This is a genomic window from Nocardia sp. NPDC058633, assembly GCF_042717045.1.
Taxonomy (GTDB): Bacteria; Actinomycetota; Actinomycetes; order Mycobacteriales; family Mycobacteriaceae; genus Nocardia.
Map to the genome: position 1 here is coordinate 88713 of NZ_JBHXRA010000001.1, position 19072 is coordinate 107784.

A 19072-nucleotide genomic window follows, 5' to 3' on the forward strand; every position below is an offset into this window, starting at 1 on the left:
GTGTCTTTCCGGAGTGGGGGTGGAGCAGGGCGAACGAGTGCGAAAGCGCCGGTCGGGACGCGTTTCGGCGGCATCGAAAGGCGAGCTCGGCAGCGGGGGAAGTGGGTCGAGTTCGGCGGGGCGTACCCCGGGCGGGATCGGGTGCGGCGCTCATGCGGGAGCCGGTGGTCGGTCGACGATCACGAGGCGATGGGCGGTGACGGCGTCGAGCGAGATGTCGGCGGGACCCGGAAGTTCGGTTCCGGGGAGCGCGGTGGCGGCGCTGCCATAGGCGACCGCGGTGCGGAGGCGGTCGGCGGGCGCGGCTCCCGCGAGATCGGCGAGGAGGTACCCGGCCAGGGCCGAGTCGCCCGCGCCGACGGTGCTGCGGGCTCGGATCGGTGGAGCCGCGGCGAACCATGCGCCGTCGGCGGTGACCAGTACCGCGCCCGCCGCACCGAGGGTGGCCAGGACCGCGCCGACACCGCGGTCGATCAGGGTGGCGGCGGCTTCGGCGGCAGCCGCGGGATCTTCGAGGGCGACGGCGTCGAGGCCGGTGATCTGGCCCAGTTCCGCGGAGTTCGGTTTTATGAGATCCGGTGCGGCACCTGAGTGTTCGGCGAAGAGGGCGTGCAGTGGGGCGTCCGAGGTGTCGACGGCGACGCGGAGTCGGTGGGTTCCGTTCGGCGACGAGCGCGGTGTGGACAAGGTCGCGACGAGCCGGCAGTACCAGTCGACGGGCACGCCCGGCGGCAGCGACCCGGACAGCACGATCCACTCGGCCCCGGCGGCCAGCTCGACGAGCAGCGCCGTGAGCTCGGCCAGATCACCCGCCCGCAACGGATGACCGGGTTCGTTGATCTTGGTCGTGGTGCCGTCGGTTTCGGCGATGGTCAGGTTCACCCTTGGCCCGCCCACTACCGGGACTGTGCGGAATTCGATTCCGGCCGTGCGCAATCCGTGCACCACGGGATCGTCCTCGGTCGCCGGTAGAACGGCCAGGACTCGTGCCCCGCTGCCGGACACCACCCGCGCGACGTTGACCCCCTTGCCGCCGGGGTGCGAGGTGACGCTCGCGGCCCGATGCACCTGTCCGCGCCGCAACGGCTCGGTGAGGGTGACCGTGCGGTCGACACTCGGATTGGCGGTCAGTGTGACGATCATGCGAGTACCACCTCGATACCTTCGGTGACCAGTTCCGTGTGCGCGGTGGCCGCGATATCGGTATCGGTCACCAGAACGTCGAGATCGGCGGCGCTGCCGAAGCGCACGAAGTCCTCGCGCCCGATCTTGCTCGCGTCGGCGACCACGACGACTCGATCGGCGGCGGCGATCATCGCGCGCTTCACAGCGGCTTCCTCCAGGTCGGGGGTGGACAGCCCGTGGCGCACGGTCAGCGCGTTGGTGCCGAGGAACGCGACATCGACGCGCAACTCGCCGAGTAGTCGCAAGGTCTCGGCGCCGACGGCGGCCTGGGTGATGCCGCGGACCCGCCCGCCGAGCAGGTGCAGCCGCACGCCGACGAACCCGGTGAGGCGCGCGGCCACCGGCAGCGAGTTGGTGACGGCGACCAGATCCACGTCGATCGGCATGGCCGCGGCTACCCGTGCGGTCGTCGTGCCCGCGTCGAACAGCACGCTGCCGCCGGGGCTCGGCAGATACCGCTGCGCGAGTTCGGCGATCCGGTCCTTCTCCGCGGCGCGGGTGCTGTCGCGCTCGGCGGTGCCCGGTTCGAAAGTGGTGAGCGCGCCGGAACCGACCGCGCCGCCGTGTACTCGCCGGATCACTCCGAGTCGATCCAACACCGCGAGGTCGCGGCGCACGGTTTCGGTGGTGACCCCGTATCGGTCGGCGAGCTCGGCGACGGAGACGCGCCCGCGATTCCCGATGAGGGTCGCGATGGCCTGTTGCCGTTCCTCGGCGTACATGGTTCCTCCGGTCGCAGCGAATCTTTACTCATGTTGTTTTATGCCCATTTGTGTGGGGTTGTCAATGGGTTTTAGTGAGACGAGTCACAAACGTTGCCTTCGCCTATCGCACCGGAGATGCCCGAAGTCGGACGCGAAGGGCAGGAGTTCTGGGCTGACTCAGGCGGAAGTGATTGCAGTGCAGATGCTTTCGGATCGCCTCTTCGGCGATGGACACGAAGGCCGCTGATCGGCGGGCGGCGATGTCGTGGATGCGACCCGCGTTGCTCGGGTGCGCGGCCGGCGGACCGCGGTGGTGCGCAGGCCCGACGCCTGGCTACGCAGCCGGCAGCTGCCTCGGCGTGCGCATCAACGCACATCAGTGGTGCGTGGACTACGAAGGCCTGCTGGAAACGGCGCGCGACGACCCATCGACAGGAGTCGGGCCCCGGAACAACCGGCTATGCCCGCGCGTTTCCCCCGCGCGCACGACTCGCCGATTCGCCAGCACTCACCGTGCGGCGGCGGCGCGGTTCAGTCGAAGCCGAGATCGCTGGTGAGTGGATCGCGCAGGGCGCCCTCGGCGGCCCGCAGCCGATCGGTGACCGAGGTCAGTAGATCCATCGAGTCCTGGGAGAGCCCGAGCGCGAGGCGGGTCAGGTGACGGGTGGCATCGCAATGGAAGCGGTCGGCGAGTAAGGCGTCCGGATCGGCGGGCGCAGCCGAGTGTTCGACGACGGTCACGGCAGGGGCACTCACAATCTCGTATTTTCGAGTATGACGCACCTTACATCCCCCCTGCGCTCCGTGAACCCCGGTCGGCATGCGAAAGTGCAGCAATGAGTCAGTTCGCCGACTATCAGAACGAGATCTACCTGGCCGCACTCGGTGGGATCCAGCCCGAATTTCCCATGGATTACGCGACACTCGAGCGCAAAGCCACTGCAGCACTGCCGGATTCGTTGCTGAACTACATCGCTGGTGGGGCGGGCGACGAGCTCACCCAGCGTCGCAACGCCGAAGCCTTCGCGGACTGGGGTCTGGTGCCGCGGATGTTGGTCGGTGCCACCGAGCGCGACCTGGCGGTCACCGCGTTCGGCCATACCTTCGCCAGTCCGCTGTTCCTCGCGCCGGTCGGGGTGATCGGTCTGGTCGGCGAGAAGGGGCACGGGGATATCGCGGTGGCCGAGGCGTCGGCGCAGACCGGCGTCCCAGCGATGTACTCGACGCTGATGGAGGATCCGCTCGAGGATGTGCGCCCGCACGCGGGCGACACGCCCTCGTTCTTCCAGCTCTACACGCCGAAGAACCGTGAGCTCGCCGAGAGCCTGGTGCACCGCGCCGAAGCCGCGGGCTACGCGGGCATCACGGTCACTCTCGACACCTGGGTGCCGGGCTGGCGGCCGCGCGACCTGGCCACCGGCAACTTCCCGCAGTTGCGTGGGCATGTGCTGAAGAACTACACCAGCGACCCGGTCTTCCAGAAGATGGTCGGCTCCGACGACCCCAAAATGATTGTCCTGCACTGGATCGCGACCTTCGGCAACTCGCTGACCTGGGACGACCTCGGCTGGCTGCGTTCGATCACCGATCTGCCGCTGATCCTCAAGGGCATCTCCCACCCCGAGGACGCGCGCAAGGCGATCGACTTCGGTGCCGACGGCATCTACTGCTCCAATCACGGTGGGCGTCAGGCCAACGGCGGTCTCAGTGCGCTGGAAACGCTGCCCGCCGTGGTGGCCGCCTGTGATGACCGGGTGCCGGTGCTGTTCGACTCCGGGGTGCGCTCGGGCGCCGACGTGGTCAAGGCGCTCGGACTCGGCGCGACGATGGTCGGGCTCGGTCGGCCGTATGTGTACGCGCTCGCGCTCGGCGGAGTGCGTGGGCTGGTGCACCTGCTGCGCAGCTACGCGGCCGAAGCGGACCTGTTGATGGCGGTCAACGGCTATCGCGATGTGGCCGCGGTGCGCGAGAACATTCGGCCGACGACGCGCGGTAACGTCACTCGCGGCTGAGCGAGCGGGGCCCGGAATCACCGGGCAAGAGCGGTTTTCGGGCCGTGTGGGCGGCTCGGGGGAGAACTTGTCGGTGCCGTGGGGCATCATCGGTGCCAAGCACGAAGCGCCACAGACCACGCTGTAGCACCAACCCCCGGAGTCCACGATGTCCTCGCCGAGCACCAAGTCCGCATCCCGCCGATCAGCACCGCCGGTTCTGTCCGACGCCGAGCTCGCGCGTATCGCGGACGAGCTCGCCGAGGGCAAACCGCCGATGGTGTGGTTCACCGCCGCCGCGGTGGGCATCGCCGAGGGGAAGTCGGGCAAGGTTGTCGCGCTCGACGACCCGTCCGCCGGCGACTTCCTGCAGGTACGGCCGACCGGTTCCAAAGATGTGCTCTCGTTCGGCCCGAGCGAGGTGACTCTGACCAAGCCGGCCCGCGGGACTACCGTTGCGCCGGGCGGATCCGCACGGACCCGCCCGGACAGTGCCCCCGCGCCGAGCAACCGAAAGGACAACACTGTGACCCAGCCGTCGACTCTGCCGAGCGCTGCTACGCCCGCGCCGAGGTCGCTCGCCCCGGTATCCGAGGACGCCCCCAAGCCCGCTCCCGTGCCGCCGCGACCGGCGAAAGCCCCTGCGGTGCGCAAGGCGAAGACCGCCGAGGTGACTGTCACGCTCACCGGTACCGCCGATGGGGAGTGGACCGTCGATGTGGTCAACGGCAAGAAACGCAGTGTGAAGGGCATGGCCGTGAGCAGCGCGGCCGTGGCACAGGCCGCGAAGATCTTGCATCCCGAGGTCGAGGAAGTGGTGGCGGGGATCTTGGAGGCCGCACGGGGCGCTCAGCAGGCGAAGGTCGCGCAGTTGCAGGCCGAGTTGGAGGCTGCTCGGAAGCTGTTGGAGGAGTTGGGGGATTGAGGGGTTCGGGGCAGGGGTGAGCTGGGCCGGTAGTTCTGGGTAGAGCTACCGGGCGACTCGCTGAACCAGTGGGGTGGCCGAACTCAGGCGATGGAGTGTGGGCTTTCGCAGTTCGTCGTGGAAGCTGAGGCCGAGGCGGTACTCCTTGGCGTGGTACATCGCGGCGTCGGCGGTGCGGATCAGGTCGTAGATCGTTGTCTCGGTGGGGTCAGTGGTGAGGCAGGCGACGCCGATGCTGGCGGTGATCGGAATTTCGCCGCAGCTCAGTTCGAAGGGGCGGAGGAAGGCTCCCAGGATGTGCTCGGCCAGGACGGCGGCTTCGGAGCGGGTGCGGGGGGCCAGGACCACGAATTCGTCGCCGCCGTAGCGGGCGGTGAGGTCGGCGCTGGTGGTGATGCGGCGGATGCGGGCGGCGGCGTTGGCGATGAGTTCGTCGCCGACGGCGTGGCCGTAGCTGTCGTTGACCATTTTGAAGCCGTCGAGGTCGATGAACAGCAGGCACAGTGGTTTTCCGGCCCACCGGGCGTGGTAGCGCAGCGGTGCGCGGAGCAGGGCCGCCCGGTTGAACAGGCCGGTGAGCAGGTCGTGGTCGGCCTGATACTGGGCTCGGCGTTCGCTGCGCGTGCTGCGGGCGATGGCGCGTTCGCTGCGCACGAGTACCCCGACCAGCAGCAAGGTGAGCAGCGAACAGATCACCGCGCGGTCGACGACACCGAGGTCGGCACCGACCACGCTGACCAGCGAGGCCGCCACCAGGGCCACCGCGATCATCCCTGCTCGCTGCCGGGAGCGATGCGGTCCCACCTCCTCGGCTTCGCGCAGCGCGCCCATCGTCGGCTGCACCGCGGCCAGTCCGGCCAGCAGGTAGGCCCACTGCTGCGGAACCAGCACCAGCTCGGCGTCAACGGCGATTGTTCCTGCGGCAGTGAGGCTTTCGACCAAACCACCGATCAGCACGGTGATCAGTGCCGCCTGCAACAACCGTAGCGACGTCTCCGAGCGAACCACCGTCGCCAGCGAGTGCGCGAGCACGGTGGCCAGCAAGGCGTGGATCACCGGATAGCTCGCGATCAGCGCGGTGTCGACGAACCCGGTGCCGTGCCGCACAATCGGCGAGATCAGGAATGTCCACGAGGCCAACAGCGCGCTGAGCCCGATGAGCGTGGAATCCAACCACAGGTCACGGCCGTGGCGGAGTCGGCGCGGCTGTAGCCAGCCGACGGCGGCGAGGCCCAGGCACAGATAGGCCGCCAACGTGCACAGATCGTCGATCGGGTGCCAGCTCGAGTGCATTCCGAGCGCGCGTATCGCGGTGCCGGCGGCGAACAGCGGAACCGAGGCGGCCAGCAGGTACCAGGGCAACCGGTGCGCGGGTCGGTGCAGGTACACGCCGTACCCGATCATCGCCAGCGATCCCGCGACGATCGCGACGAGCAGCAGAAACGGCAGCGCCCGGCCACCCGCCAGCGGCGCGATCAGCACGGCCCCCGCCGCGCAGAGCAGGACCGCACACCATCGCATGCCCCCGTGCTGTGTCTCGCTGACGGTCATCAGCCCCCCTCGATCTTGCTGCGCACGCGACGAGCGCCGATCGAAGGTGAGGCCGGTGAATCACTCGAAGTATCGGCCGAGAGCACCGAGTGTTGTTGTCCGAGCACTATCCCCAGCCGGCAGCGCCGACGCTCAAAACCTTGACAACTCAGTCGATGATGACACGTCCACGGGCCCGCTGTCGATGCGTTGACAGCATTGCCGGATATCGATCCGGCACCCGGTGTCCCACGGTTGCCCGACGCGGTGTTCGGTGGTGACATCGTCGCACGCAGCGGAAAGGGAACTACGGGTGGAGAAGTGGATCGCGCCGGGCCGAGTCAACATCATCGGCGAGCACACCGACTACAACGAAGGGTTCGTGCTGCCCATCGCGCTGTCGCTCGGCGTCGTCTGCGCGGCCGGACCGCGTGGTGACGGGCTGGTGCGGCTCACCTCGGCGCAGCGGCCCGGCGAGGTCGTCGAGGCGAAGGTGAAAGACCTTGTGGCGCAGCGCGAACGGCTTCCGGGCTGGGCGCGTTATCCGCTCGGTGTCGTCGACGAGTTCGTGCGCGGCGGTCATGGAATCGTGGGGGTGGATCTCGAACTCGACGGTGCGGTACCGATCGGTGCGGGACTGTCCTCGTCGGCCGCCCTGTGCTGCGCGGTGACGATCGCGCTGCGTGATCTGTTCGCGCCCGAGCTCACCGACCGGGACATGGTCGAGATCGCCAGGGCGGCGGAGAACGGTTTCGCCGGGGTGCCGACCGGCATCCTCGACCAGTCCGCCTCGATCCTGTGTACCGAGGGCCACGCGCTGTTCCTCGATATCCGCGCGTTCACCGACAGGGAATCCGGTGCTGCCGAACAGATTCCGTTCGATCTGCATGCTGCCGGGCTGGCGCTGATCGTCGCCGACACCGGCTCACCGCACGACCTGGCCGATGGCGGATACGCCGAGCGCAGATCGCAATGCGACGCCGCCGCCGTCGCGCTGGAGCTGCCCGCTCTCCGCGATGCCGTCTCCGAAGACCTTGTACGCCTGCGGGATCCACTGTTGCGGTGTCGCGCGAAGCACGTGATCACCGAGAACGCGCGAGTACTCGCGGTCGTCGACCAGTTGCGCGCCGGTGCGGTCCCCCAGGGGATCGGCGCGCTGCTCACGGCCTCGCATCGATCGCTGCGAGACGACTTCGAGGTCTCCGCGCCCGCTCTGGATCTGGCTGTCGAGGCGGCGCTCGACGCGGGCGCCCACGGCGCGCGAATGGTCGGTGGCGGCTTCGGCGGCAGCGTCATCGCCCTGGTCGACCGTGCCGACCTCGTCGCCGACAACATCGTGAACCGTTTCGCCACCGCGGGTTTCACCGCGCCACGGGTCTTCACTGTCGAGCCGGCAGCAGGCGCGCGCAGACTGGATTGAAAAGTCGTCCCTATTTGTTCAGCACGATGTCGCTGTGGGCTCTGGCTCCGATGCGCACAGTGAAAGCACCCGAACCAGTTCGACGGACGACGCGTTGCGCGCCGTGTGAACGACGCTCGCGTGTGGTCCGGCTCCAGGGCGCGAGGGATACGCTGTGCTGCTTGCTCTTTCGTCTGTCACGCGGCAAGCCTCATCTGGTACCGAGACTCGATCCCGCCCGTCGACGGATCCGTGGGCGGTGACTCACGCTCGGCTCGCGCCGGGAACTCGGTCCTCGACAACGAAACTCGCGCGCGTGCTGATCGGAGCGCCGGGTCGGCTCACATAGGGGACCACGCGGAAGTCGTTGCGCCACTGGCGATGATCGAGGTCGACGCGGACGTAGCCGCGTTGGCGGTTGTAGAACTTCATGTCCGGGTTGGCGGCCAGCAGGGCGCGGCCGGTGTCGGTGAGGTCGGCGCCGTCGCTGCCGGTGCTGATCGAGGTTCCGGTGAATTCGGTGGCGACGACAGGGGATTCGGGATCGGCGTAGTCGCCGCGGAGGTCGGCCACGTAGTTCTCGTGGCGGTCGCCGGTGATCACCACCAGGTTGTCGACGGCATGGTCGGCGGCCGCGGCCAACACCGTATTGCGGTCGGCGACATAGCCGTCCCACGCGTCGGTGCCGACCAGCAGGCCGGGGCCAGGGTCGTAGTTGGACTGGGCCATGGCGACCTGGTTGCCGAGTACCTGCCAGCGCGCGCTCGAGGAGGCGAAACCGTCGATGAGCCAGTCACGTTGGGCCGCACCGAGAATGGTGCGGCCAGTGGCGAAACGGTCGGCGCATCCGACCACCGCGGAGCCGTCGCCGCAGGCCTGGGCGGTGCGGTACTGCCTGGTGTCGATCATGGTGAACTCGGCCAGATCGCCGAAGCGGTAGCGGCGGTGCAGGTGCATCGACGGGCCGGCGGGGAGCTGGGTCAGCCGCATCGGCTGGTGTTCGTACATGGCCTGGAAGGCAGCGGCTTTGCGGCGTCGGAACAGCGGCGGGATGCGATACACGTCGATTCCGAGTCCGGGGTTCTCACCGGCCCAGTTGTTGTCGAGTTCGTGGTCGTCGAGGGTGACCAGCCAGGGGAAGGCCGCGTGGGCGGCCTGCAGCGGCGGTTCGGCTTTGGCCTGGGCGTAGCGCAACCGGTAGTCGGCCAGATTCACTGCCTCGTCGACGAATTGCGGCGCCATGTGCGCGCCGCGGCGGGCGAGGACCCAGAACGATTCGTAGATGTAGTCGCCGAGGTGGACGACGAGGTCGAGATCTTCGGCGCTGAGATGTTCGTAGGCGGTGTAGTAGCCCGAACTCCACGATTGGCACGACGCGAAGGCGAACCGTAGCCGCTCGGTCGGGCTGTTCGGCGGTGGCGCCGTGCGGGTGCGGCCGACCGGTGAGATCGACGAGCCGGCCCGGAATCGGTAGTAGTACCAGCGATCCGGTGCCAGCCCGTTGACCTCGGGGTGCACGCTGTGGCCGAGTGCGCGGGTGGCCACGGCCGAACCCCTCGCCACGACTTTGCTGAACCGTTCGTCCTCGGCGACCTCGTAGTCGACGGTCACCGCGTCGATCGTCATCCCGCCGTACCCGTCGGGTGCGAACGGATCCGGGGCCAGGCGCGTCCACAACACGACCCCGTCCGAGGTCGGTTCGCCGGAAGCGACACCGAGCGAGAACGGTTCGCCGAGTCGGCGGGGCGCGGCGAACTTTGCACTGCTCACCGCCGACACTCCTACCAACGCCGCGACCGAACCGGTCATGCCGGTGCGCAGGAGTTGTCGACGGGACAGCGACATCATCGGATCCTAAGCTGCCCTTCCGCGTAGCGCGGTGTCAGAGCCGGAAGATTCGTGAACCCACGGCCCAGCCGGCGCTGGACCAGTTCGGTCCGAAGCAGGACACCGTGCCCGCCTGCCCGACAGGCAGGTCCTGACGGATCGTGAACGGTCCCACGGCGAAGGGCGCGACGTTGTATCCGATGCAGTCGACTTCGAGCCGGTAGGTGCCCTCGCCGCCATAACATCCACCGTTGAACGCCCACGGGCCGTTCATCGATCCCTGGCAGCCGGGATCAGCGGCGGCTGTACCCGCGCCGACACCGGTCAGGGCGATCGCCATCACCGGTGCGGCCAGGCACATCGCAACTGCGCGAGCTGAGGTTCTCATCGAGAGGCTCCGATCATCGAGTGTCATAGGTTACATGGGATGTTTCCTCGATAGTTAGCCATGCGTTACACCCCATCGGTGCGCGCGGCGAGTCCCAGCGCGACGTCGACGATCAGGAAGACGAGCAAACTCACCCCGATCAGCGGGATGAACCAGCCGAAGGTGAGCGCCGCGGCGATCAGCGCGACGGTGATCCACGGCGACGTGCGGCGCAGTACGCCCCGTCGTGGCGGGACGGGCAGGGCCGCGCGCCGGGTGGGTCGACGTTGCCACCACATGCGGTAACCGAGCACGATCACGGTGAGGAGGCCCCCCATGATCGCGAGCAACAGCAGCTGGTTGGCCGGTCCGAACAGCAGGCCCATATGGAAGGCGATGCCCCAGTTGGTGAGCTTGGCCATCAGCGGCCAATCGGCGTACGCCAGCTGGTCGGTGACCGCGCCGGTCGACCCGTCGACGGCGACCGAATCGACGGTGTAGGTGCCGGGCAGGCGCAGTTCCTTGACGCCGAACGCCTTCTCCGGCGTTGCGGGAACGGCGATTTCGGCGCCCTGGGTGATGCCGTTGGCGCGCGCCACCTCGTAGACGCGGTCGAGTCGGGCGATCTGGGCCGCGGGGTCGACCGGTGTGGGCGCGGTGGCGCCCGCGCTGTGGTGATCGCTCGGCGCGGATGCCTCACCCGCGGACCCGGCACCCGGCAGGGCGACGCTCACCGCCGGAGTGGTCCAGCCGAGTTCCTCGCGCAGCGTCGTGACGTTCTCGCCCGCGTAGGTCGACCAGGTCAGGCCGGTGGCCGACAGCAGCAGCACCACAGGCAGGATCCAGATGCCGATCGCACCGTGCCAGTTCATCTTTCGGCGCCTGGCCTGGGACAGGTCCGGCTGGATCAGCCACCGCGCGGACCGGCGGTCTCGGCGTTGACGTACCCGATGCACCCACAGCACCAGCCCGAACAGGGCGATCACCCACAGCCAGGACGCGGCGAGTTCGCTGTAGAGCCTGCCGAGGTCGCCCAGGTGCAGGCTGCGATGGAACTCGCTGAGCCAGGTGCGCAGCGGCAGCGCGCCACCACTTCCGTAGACCACCGACTCGCCGACCGGCTGGGCGGTGTGCGGGTCGACGAACACCGACAGCCGCTCGGAATCGCCGAGTGTCGGATCGTTGAACAGGACGCGGGTGGTGTCGCCGTCGTTCGGCGCGGGAGCGACGGCGACCAGCGTCAGGTCGGGACGGGCGGCGGTGGCCGCGCCCACCTGGGCCGACAGGGGCTGATCGGGGCCGGTGGTGTCGACCTGGAGCAGGTCGCGGGAGACGAACCCCTCGATCGTCGGCGCGATCGCGTACAGCGCGCCGGTGAGCGCGGCGATCAGGATGAAGGGAGCGACGAAGATCCCGGCGTAGAAGTGCAGGCGCAGGGCCAGCGGATAGAAGTGTCCACTTCGGCGGCGGGAACCGGAGCGCTTGTCCTCGGTGGGCGGTGGTGCCGAAGCCGGGCTGTCCTCGGCCGGACGGGTATCCGTGATGCTCATGATGATTCGTTTCTGGAGTGCTGGAACCCGGTGGACAGACGGATCGGCGTGCGGGCGGCCGAACGCAGGCGCATCGTGGATCGGCTGTGCGCTGTGTCGATCGAGACCGAACGCGCGCGAAAGACCGACGTCGCGCCACGGCGAGCCACGGCACAGGCGACAGGGTCACCTGTGTGGGCACGTCGACAGCGCACGACGAGTCCGTGCACCGGGTGAAGGAGAGTTCAGAAAGGAATCGCGAGCGGGGGAGCGCGGGTTCGCAGCGACCGGGCGGCGAAGACGCGCAGGATGACGCGGTCGCGGTGGACCAGGCGCAACGGCGCCGGTTCGGGGATACGAGGTGGCCGGTAGCGCAGCGGAAGGATTCGCGCGAGGGCGCCGCTGCCCCTGCGGTACGCGGCTTCGGCGCCGACGATCACCACGGCCGCGAGCAGCGCCGCGATGGTGTGCGCGGTCAGCATGCCGAGTCCGAGGGAATCCCCGGCACCGTGTGCGTGCCCGGACCAGCTCATCGCGGTGTGGCCGAGCAGCTGACCACCCAGCAGCACCGCCGCCAGACCGGACGCACCGTCGCGCAGCGGGCCGACACCGGCGACGATCGCGCCGACCATCGCCGAAGCGCCCGCCAGCAGCACGATCGCGGTGCTACCCGGCAGCGCGCCACCGGCGGCCAGTCCGTGCGCGGCCAACGACAGCGCGCCCGACATCGAGCTCGCGCAGGCGCCACGCAGCCGCGCGCCGACAGCACGCGACGGCGCGGACGCCTGCTCGAACCCGATGATCACGGCCTGATGATAGACGACGGGCATCGACCGCCCTGGTCAGACGGTCGAATGAGCTCGCTCCGCATCGACCGTCGGGTATCGGCGATACGAAAAGTCGGCCGGTCGAACTCAGTCCGCGTCGATCGCCATCTCGATCAGCGGCTTGCGCAACAGCTTGCCCGTCGCGTTGCGGGGCAGTTCGTCGACGAAGATCACTTCGCGCGGCACCTTGTAGCGGGCCAGGTTCTCGCGCACGAATTCCTTGATCTCCTTGGCGTCGCGCTTGGAATCCGGGCCGGGGACGACGATCGCGCGCAGCCGCTTGCCGTAGTCGTGGTCGTCGACACCGACCACCGCCGCTTCGAACACGTCGGCACGGCCCGCGATCAGGTTCTCCACCTCGAGGGGGAAGACGTTCTCGCCGCCGGAGACGATCATGTCGTCGTCGCGGCCGTCGATGTAGAGCAGGCCGTCGGCATCGAAATGGCCGACGTCGCCGCTGGACATCATCCCGTCGACCATCTCCTTGGTGCGCCCGTCGGTGTAGCCGGTGAACGCGAAACCGTTGTCCACGAAGATCGTGCCGGTGACATTCGGCTCGGTGATCGGCTTGCGGTTCTCGTCGAGCAGCACGATCCGGATACCGACCGGCGCCTTGCCCGCGGTCGTCGGTGCCTTGCGCAGATCCTCCGGCGTGGCCACGGTCATCACCGCGCATTCGGTGGAGCCGTAGAGGTTGTAGAGCGAATCACCGAAGTAGTCGAGGGTGCGGGTCACCACATCGGGGGCGATCGCCGAGCCCGCCGCGAAGATGACCTTCATCGTCGACGGGTCGTACTTCGCCAGCACCTGCTCGTCCAGATCGAGGATGCGCTGCAACATCGTCGGCACCACGACCAGCGAATCCGCTTGGTACTTCACCACATTGGCCAGGGTCTGCTCCGGATCGAACCGGCGCTGCTGGAAGATGACCCGGTTGCCGAGTGCGAGCCCGAGGGTGAACTGCGACAGGCCGGTGCCGTGGAAGATCGGCGCCGCCATGATCATGGTGCCGTTGTTGGGCAGCGGCACCCGGTCCACGAACTGCGCCGAGGCGAACGGGCTCACCTTGTCGCGCGGCGCGCCCTTGGGGGTGCCGGTGGTGCCGCTGGTCAGGATCACCATGCCGCCGGGCTTACTCGGTGCGGTGACCGGCGTGGTCGCACGGTCCGCCGACAGCGACGCCACGGTCGGGATCGACGGATCCACCCCGTGCGCTTCGTCGACCCAGGTGAGCACCCGCGGGATCTCGGCGGGAATGGCGCTCATCAGGTCCATGAACTCGCTGTCGTGCAGCACCGCCTTGACCTTCTCGCGGGCGGCCACATCGGCGAACTGCGGCTTGGCGAAGCCGGTGTTCATCAGCACCGCACGCACGCCGAGTTTGCCCGCGGCGAGCAGGCTCAGCACCATGCCGCGGTGGTCACGGGCCAGTACCGCGATGACGTCGCCCTCGTTGATCCCGCTGGCCCGCAGGCCGCGGGCGAAGGCGCTGGACTGCGCGTCGAGTTCGCCGAAGGTGATCTCACCCAGTTCGTCGACGATCGCGCCCGCCTGCGGCCTGCTCTGCGCGGCATGCATGACAACGCCGGCGAACGGGCCGAACTTGGAGACATTGCGGAACGAGCGGGCAGCGTGGTCGAGGCGCAGCGGGTTGAACAGCTTGCGATCGACCATGACCTTGACGCCGAGCGCGAAGTCGCCGGCACGTCGGGCGGAGGAACCTAGCGCGGGCAGAGACAGAGACATCGAACAGCCTTCCGGCAGACCGTGCCTACGCGGAACCGCAGGCCGGACCGCGTCTTCGAGATCCAGTGCAGGTGCTAACACTAGCAAGCGATCCGGCCGAGCTGTGTATTCCGTCTCAGTGCGGACCGATCACTGTGAGACCTCATAGTCGATCAGTGTGCGGCGCACGATCTTGCCGGTGGCATTGCGGGGCAGCTCGTCGAGGAACACCACCTCGCGCGGCACCTTGAACCTGGCCAGGTTCGCCTTCACGTGGGCTTGCAGTTCGGCGGCCTCGACGGTCTGACCTTCCTCGAGAACGACGAAGGCGCGCAGGCGTTTGCCGAATTCGGGATCGTCGACGCCGATCACCGCCACGTCGAAGACCTCGGGGCGCTCGACCAGCAGGTTCTCGACTTCCTGCGGATACACGTTCTCGCCGCCGGAGATGATCATGTCGTCGTCGCGTCCGTCGACCATGAGCAGCCCGGTGTCGGTGAAATGGCCCATGTCGCCGCTGGACATGAAACCGTCGATGATCTGCTTGTGCCTGCCGTCGGTGTAGCCCTCGAACGGCGCGCCACTGCGCACGAAGATCCGGCCCCTGGCGCCCGGCGTCTGGACCCGCTGGTCCTGCTCGTCGTAGAGGCGGACCTCGCAGGTGATCGGCGACCGGCCGACCGTTCCCGGCGCTTCCGCCAGCTCGGCGGGGTTCGCGATGGTCGCGATGGCCACCTCGGTCGACCCGTAGAGGTTGTAGAGCACCGGTCCGAAGGCCTCGGTGGCGCGGATGCACAGCTCGGGGGTGAGCGCGGAACCGGCGAACAGGATGACCTTCAGCGAGGACAGGTCGTACTTCGCGCGGACCTCCGCGGGCAGCTCGGTCATCCGGTGCAGCATCGTCGGCACGCACACGAGCATCTCGACCTTGTGCTCGGCGATCGCGGCGAGGGTGGCCTCGGCGTCGAATCGACGCCGCATGACGATCTTGTTCGACAAGATCGTGTTGACCAGCCAGGTGCCCAGACCCGTGCTGTGGAAGATCGGCGACACGATCATCGCCGTGCCCCGCCTCGGGAACGGCACCCGGTCGACGAACTGCGCGGTGGCCATCGGCGTCACCTTGGTGCGCGGTGCGCCCTTCGGCAGGCCGGTGGTGCCGCTGGTGAGGATGATGAAGCCGCCCGGCTTGCTGGGCGCGGGCAGGTCCTCGGTGGGGTTGTTCGCGATGAGGTCGTCGAATGTCGTTGCGCCGGAAGGAAGCTCGGTGCCCTCGTCGACCCAGGTGAGGTAGCGCGGCAGGTCGGCGGGCAGCGCGTCGAGCAGGCCGAGGAATTCGCTGTCGTGCAGGACCGCGCGCACGTTCTCGCGCTGGCAGACCTCGGCGAACTGCGGCTTGGCGAAGCCGGTGTTCATCAGCGCGATCCGCGCGCCCAGTTTACCCGCCGCGATCATCGACATGATCAGGCCGCGGTGATCGCGGGCCAGCACAGCGATGACGGTGCCCTCGCCGATGCCCGCTTCGCCCAGGCCGCGGGCGATCGCGGTGGACTGCTCGTCGAGCTCGCGGTAGGTCAGCTCACCGCGCTCGTCCACGAGAGCCACCTGATCGGGGGCGACACGGGCCGAATGGCGCACGAGGGTGGCCTGCGGGCCGTAGATCTTGGATTCCTTCATCGTCCGCAGGGTTTCGAGCGGCGTTTTGGGGTCGGAGACCCCGCGCGCTCGCAGCACGCCGATCGCCTTCACGCTTTCCAGCAGATGTGACAGGTTCACTCGACTACCTCCGCAGCATTGATCACTCGACGCTCACCGTAGCAGTCGATGTGCCTTGCATCACAGTAGCCTATGCGGACAATTAGGACATCTTATGACGAACGCCGCCCAGGTCAGCGTTGTGCGGCGGCCAAAACAGCGAGCAGCGGGACGAGCCTGCCCTCCGGTACCTCGAATCGACCAAGGCCCGCGGTCTGCAACCAGCCCACCGCGGCGAGCTGGCGCAGATGCTGGTAGATGTCGGCCGAGGTGCCGAGCTCCTCGATGGCGGCGAGGTCGGCGGCGGTCCTTCGTCCGTAGACGATCTCCTGCAACAAACGCAGACGCACCGGATTCGCCAGTGCGGCGAGGCAATTAGCGGCCTCGATGGTCCAGACGTCACCCACGATGGCATCGGTGGCGTACTGGGCCTGCCAATCGAATCGCTCCCCGGTGGGCAGTTGCAGTGCGCCGGCGAGCAGCACGCCGCCGGTGCGTTGCCCGGCATCGGCGAACTCCTGGCGCAACCGCGCCACCGCCCACGGCAACTGCGTGTCCTCGGGTTGCGCGCTCTCCAGGGCGGCAACACGGCGTTCCAGTTCTTCGAGTCGGTCGACCAGATCCTCCACGCCGGTCAACCTACGCCACACCGAAGCTGTTGCGCTGCAGCATCGAAACGACAACGCACCCCGGGACCGTGTGGACCCGGGGCGCGCGGTGGGTGAGAACTCAGCGGGTGACAGCGCCGAACGAGGGCTGCGCGATCGTGCCGAGCTGGTAGGCGAACCCGTCCGGGTGCGCCTCGTCGACCGGGACGGACCAACGGTGCCACAGGCTGCCGTAGACCGCGGCCACGATCAGCCCGCCGCCGGTGTTCAGCGGTGCGGTGCGGATGGTGGTGTCGACCGGCACGTCCTGGTGTTCGGAGAGGATCGCGGTGCCGCTCTGCCCGTTGGACAGATTCAGCCACATGACCTCGAGCTTGGCGCCGCCCTGATTGGGCGAGATGGTGCCCGGCCCGCCGAAGAAGCCGAAGCGGAAGCCGTCGATATCGAGGGCGATGCCCGAGCCGTACACCCCGGGTCCGCCGCCGTTCTGGCCGATATCGGAGGTCGCGGGGATCTGGAACGGCTGCGCGGGCAGCGCGACGTCGACCGTGCCGTCGGCGGCGAGCCGGTCGAGGGCGGCGAGTGCGCCCGGGTTGTCGGCCACCGAGGTGCGCAGCTGCGAGACAGCCGAGGCCACATCGACAGTCTGTGGCGTCGGATCCGCGACCGCGGGACCCGCGAAGACGATGGCGACGGCGGCCGAGGTGACGGCAACCGCGGTGGTGAAGCGACGCATGAAACTCAGATGATGCATAACCAGCTCTCCTCGAGTGTTTCCTGGTACTGCTTTCCCTGGTGATTCGTCCGCTGTGCTTGTCGGTCGGGAACGGGTTGACTGCCGACCGCCTGTGCACCGTACCTACACCGGATGTGGGATCGATCACTACCCCGGGGGAAGCTGGGATCAGGACCTCGAGGGTCGGCTACGGCATGTTCGCGATCTCTACCTTGTAGCCGCGATAGAGCTCGGGTTTGGCGGTGAGGACCGGCATGTCCAGATTCTGGGCGGTGAACACTACGGGCGCGATCAGCGGCCAGTCGAGGTGGTCGTCGACGATCGGCACCGTGGTGCCGATGCGGATGGCGGTGGGCGCGTCGAGTCCGGCCCAGCGCACGGCGACACGATTGTCGAGCAGACGCCCGAGTTCGTCGACGTTGTCGACGGCGCGCATCGCGGCCATCAGGCTCACGGTGGGCACCACCAGGATTCGGCGCTGCTGGGTGAACTGGCGCATGATCACCTGCCCGAACAGCGGCGACAATGCCAGTGAGGTGAGCGCGGTGTGGTCGGCGACGCTCACTGGCGACTGTCCAGCGCGCCCATCAGCTTGCTCAGTTTGGCTTCGGCCTCGGCGATGTCTTCGGCGCAATGTTGGGTGATCCTGGCGTCGAGCCTGCCCAGGATCTGTTCACGGAGATCGTCGTTGAAGTACGCGGGGGGCAACGCCCCGTGCCGCAACACCTCAGCGGGTACCACCGCGACCAATTCTTTCCCCTCCCGCGTCACGATCACCGGCCGTCCGCTCGCGGACACCCCGTCCAGAACGCTACCCAGCTGACCACGTAACTCGGTCAGCGGCACACTGTCGTAATCGGCCATAGTCAACTGTACATCGTTGTGTACAGTCCTGCCTTCCGATGAGCGGGAGAAACTTCTTCGGAGTTCTGCCGCAGGTCAGCGCATAAAAACCTGGCTTCGATGCTACACGTCGATTCGGTCGCCGAATCGGTGTCCGGGGTGCTGCACTGGGCGCGTCAAACAAGCATTCGCTTGGTAGCGAAGGAGTATCGATGTCCCTGTCCACTCGCCGTGCCGCGGCCGTCCTCGCGCTGGGTGGTGGTCTGCTGATCAGCCCGCTGTCCGGTGCCGCCGTGGCCGCACCCGGCCCCGTACTCGCCGGCCCCGCCCGGATCGCCGACGCCCCACGCCTGGCCTCCGCCGACAATTTTCGCGATATCGCCGGGACCGGCGCCGGATATCCAGCGCAGGGGAGCCATCGCCTGAACAAAGGCGTGATCTACCGGTCCAACGCCCTGACGCTCAGCGACGCCGATCTGGCCACGCTCGACGGCTTACGGCCGGCCGAGGTGATCGACATGCGCAACGACGACGAGATCGCCGCCGCGCCGGACCGGGTCCCGGCCGGCGCCTCCTACGTCAACATCCAGATCCTGGCCGGCGATCTCGCCGAGCAGGCGGGCAAGCTCCGCAGCCCGGAGGAGGCGAGGCAATTGCTGTGTTCGTTCAACCGCGAGTTCGTGACCTCCCCCGACGCTCGCGACGGGATGGCGCGGACGCTCACCCGGATCGCCGACCAGCCTGGCCCGGTGGTGTTCCATTGCACCGCGGGCAAGGATCGCACCGGCTGGGCGACCTACTTGCTGCAGAGCATCGTCGGCGTCGACTCCGACACGATCATGCGCGACTACCTGCTCACCAACGAGTATTCGGCGGCCTCGATCGAGGCGACGGTCGCCCACATCGCCGCGACCAGAGGACCTGAGGCGGCTGTGGTCATCCGCCCGCTGCTCGGGGTGGACCGCAGCTACCTCGAGGCCGGGATCACCCAGCTGACCTCGGACTACGGCACGGTCGACAAGTACCTGCGCGACGGTCTCGGCCTGCGCCCGCAGGTCGTCAGCGCGCTGCGGGCCAAGCTCATCAAGTAGAACGTCGACGGCCCGCCGGAGCAGTCCGGC

18 protein-coding genes are annotated in these 19072 nt (G+C 68.2%); 4 read left to right on the top strand and 14 right to left on the bottom strand.

Annotated elements, in window-relative coordinates:
* Positions 1 to 150: 150 nt before the first annotated feature.
* From ACFWUR_RS00350 to ACFWUR_RS00360, 3 genes are all read right to left on the bottom strand, one after another.
* On the bottom strand, positions 151 to 1143 hold the full coding sequence (locus ACFWUR_RS00350; RefSeq protein ID WP_378899514.1) for a 1-phosphofructokinase family hexose kinase: 993 nt from the start codon (positions 1141 to 1143) through the stop codon (positions 151 to 153).
* Positions 1140 to 1907, bottom strand: coding sequence for a DeoR/GlpR family DNA-binding transcription regulator (locus tag ACFWUR_RS00355; protein WP_378899517.1), 768 nt, complete (start codon positions 1905 to 1907; stop codon positions 1140 to 1142). Before ACFWUR_RS00355 ends, ACFWUR_RS00350 begins: the two co-directional genes overlap by 4 nt.
* Before the next feature lie 513 nt (positions 1908 to 2420).
* Positions 2421 to 2645, bottom strand: coding sequence for a hypothetical protein (locus ACFWUR_RS00360; protein ID WP_378899520.1), 225 nt, complete (start codon positions 2643 to 2645; stop codon positions 2421 to 2423).
* A gap of 80 nt (positions 2646 to 2725) precedes the next feature.
* Between ACFWUR_RS00360 and ACFWUR_RS00365 the strand changes: the two genes are divergently transcribed.
* Complete coding sequence (locus ACFWUR_RS00365) at positions 2726 to 3901, top strand: alpha-hydroxy-acid oxidizing protein (RefSeq protein WP_378899523.1); 1176 nt, start codon at positions 2726 to 2728, stop codon at positions 3899 to 3901.
* 148 nt (positions 3902 to 4049) lie between these two features.
* Positions 4050 to 4805: a DUF6319 family protein gene (locus ACFWUR_RS00370; RefSeq protein WP_378899526.1), complete on the top strand. Its 756-nt coding sequence runs from the start codon at positions 4050 to 4052 to the stop codon at positions 4803 to 4805.
* Positions 4806 to 4850: 45 nt separating this feature from the next.
* On the opposite strand, the gene ACFWUR_RS00375 is transcribed toward ACFWUR_RS00370, so the two are convergent.
* A complete protein-coding gene (locus ACFWUR_RS00375; protein WP_378899529.1) occupies positions 4851 to 6356 on the bottom strand; it encodes a diguanylate cyclase domain-containing protein in 1506 nt (501 codons plus the stop codon).
* Positions 6357 to 6612: 256 nt separating this feature from the next.
* On the opposite strand from ACFWUR_RS00375, the gene galK reads away from it, so the two are divergent.
* Complete coding sequence (gene galK / locus ACFWUR_RS00380) at positions 6613 to 7755, top strand: galactokinase (RefSeq protein ID WP_378899532.1); 1143 nt, start codon at positions 6613 to 6615, stop codon at positions 7753 to 7755.
* 243 nt (positions 7756 to 7998) lie between these two features.
* On the opposite strand, the gene ACFWUR_RS00385 is transcribed toward galK, so the two are convergent.
* From ACFWUR_RS00385 to ACFWUR_RS00430, 10 genes are all read right to left on the bottom strand, one after another.
* The gene (locus ACFWUR_RS00385; RefSeq protein WP_378899535.1) at positions 7999 to 9579 is read right to left on the bottom strand and encodes an alkaline phosphatase D family protein; all 1581 of its coding nucleotides are present in this window, start codon (positions 9577 to 9579) and stop codon (positions 7999 to 8001) included.
* 37 nt (positions 9580 to 9616) lie between these two features.
* The gene (locus ACFWUR_RS00390) at positions 9617 to 9949 is read right to left on the bottom strand and encodes a hypothetical protein (RefSeq protein WP_378899538.1); all 333 of its coding nucleotides are present in this window, start codon (positions 9947 to 9949) and stop codon (positions 9617 to 9619) included.
* 65 nt (positions 9950 to 10014) lie between these two features.
* Positions 10015 to 11478 (bottom strand): PepSY-associated TM helix domain-containing protein, encoded by a 1464-nt coding sequence (locus ACFWUR_RS00395; protein ID WP_378899541.1) that lies wholly within the window; start codon positions 11476 to 11478, stop codon positions 10015 to 10017.
* A 224-nt stretch (positions 11479 to 11702) separates the two neighbouring features.
* Positions 11703 to 12263, bottom strand: coding sequence for a hypothetical protein (locus ACFWUR_RS00400; RefSeq protein ID WP_378899544.1), 561 nt, complete (start codon positions 12261 to 12263; stop codon positions 11703 to 11705).
* Between the two features lie 108 nt (positions 12264 to 12371).
* Positions 12372 to 14030: an acyl-CoA synthetase gene (locus ACFWUR_RS00405; protein ID WP_378899547.1), complete on the bottom strand. Its 1659-nt coding sequence runs from the start codon at positions 14028 to 14030 to the stop codon at positions 12372 to 12374.
* A gap of 129 nt (positions 14031 to 14159) precedes the next feature.
* Entirely contained in the window at positions 14160 to 15785 is a 1626-nt protein-coding gene (locus ACFWUR_RS00410) for an acyl-CoA synthetase (RefSeq protein WP_378899549.1), read from the bottom strand.
* Between the two features lie 113 nt (positions 15786 to 15898).
* The gene (locus ACFWUR_RS00415; RefSeq protein ID WP_378899552.1) at positions 15899 to 16393 is read right to left on the bottom strand and encodes a helix-turn-helix domain-containing protein; all 495 of its coding nucleotides are present in this window, start codon (positions 16391 to 16393) and stop codon (positions 15899 to 15901) included.
* 100 nt (positions 16394 to 16493) lie between these two features.
* On the bottom strand, positions 16494 to 17126 hold the full coding sequence (locus ACFWUR_RS00420) for a hypothetical protein (protein WP_378899555.1): 633 nt from the start codon (positions 17124 to 17126) through the stop codon (positions 16494 to 16496).
* A gap of 169 nt (positions 17127 to 17295) precedes the next feature.
* The gene (locus ACFWUR_RS00425) at positions 17296 to 17673 is read right to left on the bottom strand and encodes a hypothetical protein (RefSeq protein ID WP_378899558.1); all 378 of its coding nucleotides are present in this window, start codon (positions 17671 to 17673) and stop codon (positions 17296 to 17298) included.
* The gene (locus ACFWUR_RS00430) at positions 17670 to 17972 is read right to left on the bottom strand and encodes a type II toxin-antitoxin system Phd/YefM family antitoxin (protein WP_378899561.1); all 303 of its coding nucleotides are present in this window, start codon (positions 17970 to 17972) and stop codon (positions 17670 to 17672) included. The genes ACFWUR_RS00425 and ACFWUR_RS00430 overlap by 4 nt, the downstream gene beginning before the upstream one ends.
* A 191-nt stretch (positions 17973 to 18163) precedes the next feature.
* On the opposite strand from ACFWUR_RS00430, the gene ACFWUR_RS00435 reads away from it, so the two are divergent.
* Positions 18164 to 19042, top strand: a complete 879-nt coding sequence (locus ACFWUR_RS00435; RefSeq protein ID WP_378899564.1) for a tyrosine-protein phosphatase — start codon at positions 18164 to 18166, stop codon at positions 19040 to 19042.
* The last annotated feature ends 30 nt before the right edge of the window (positions 19043 to 19072 follow it).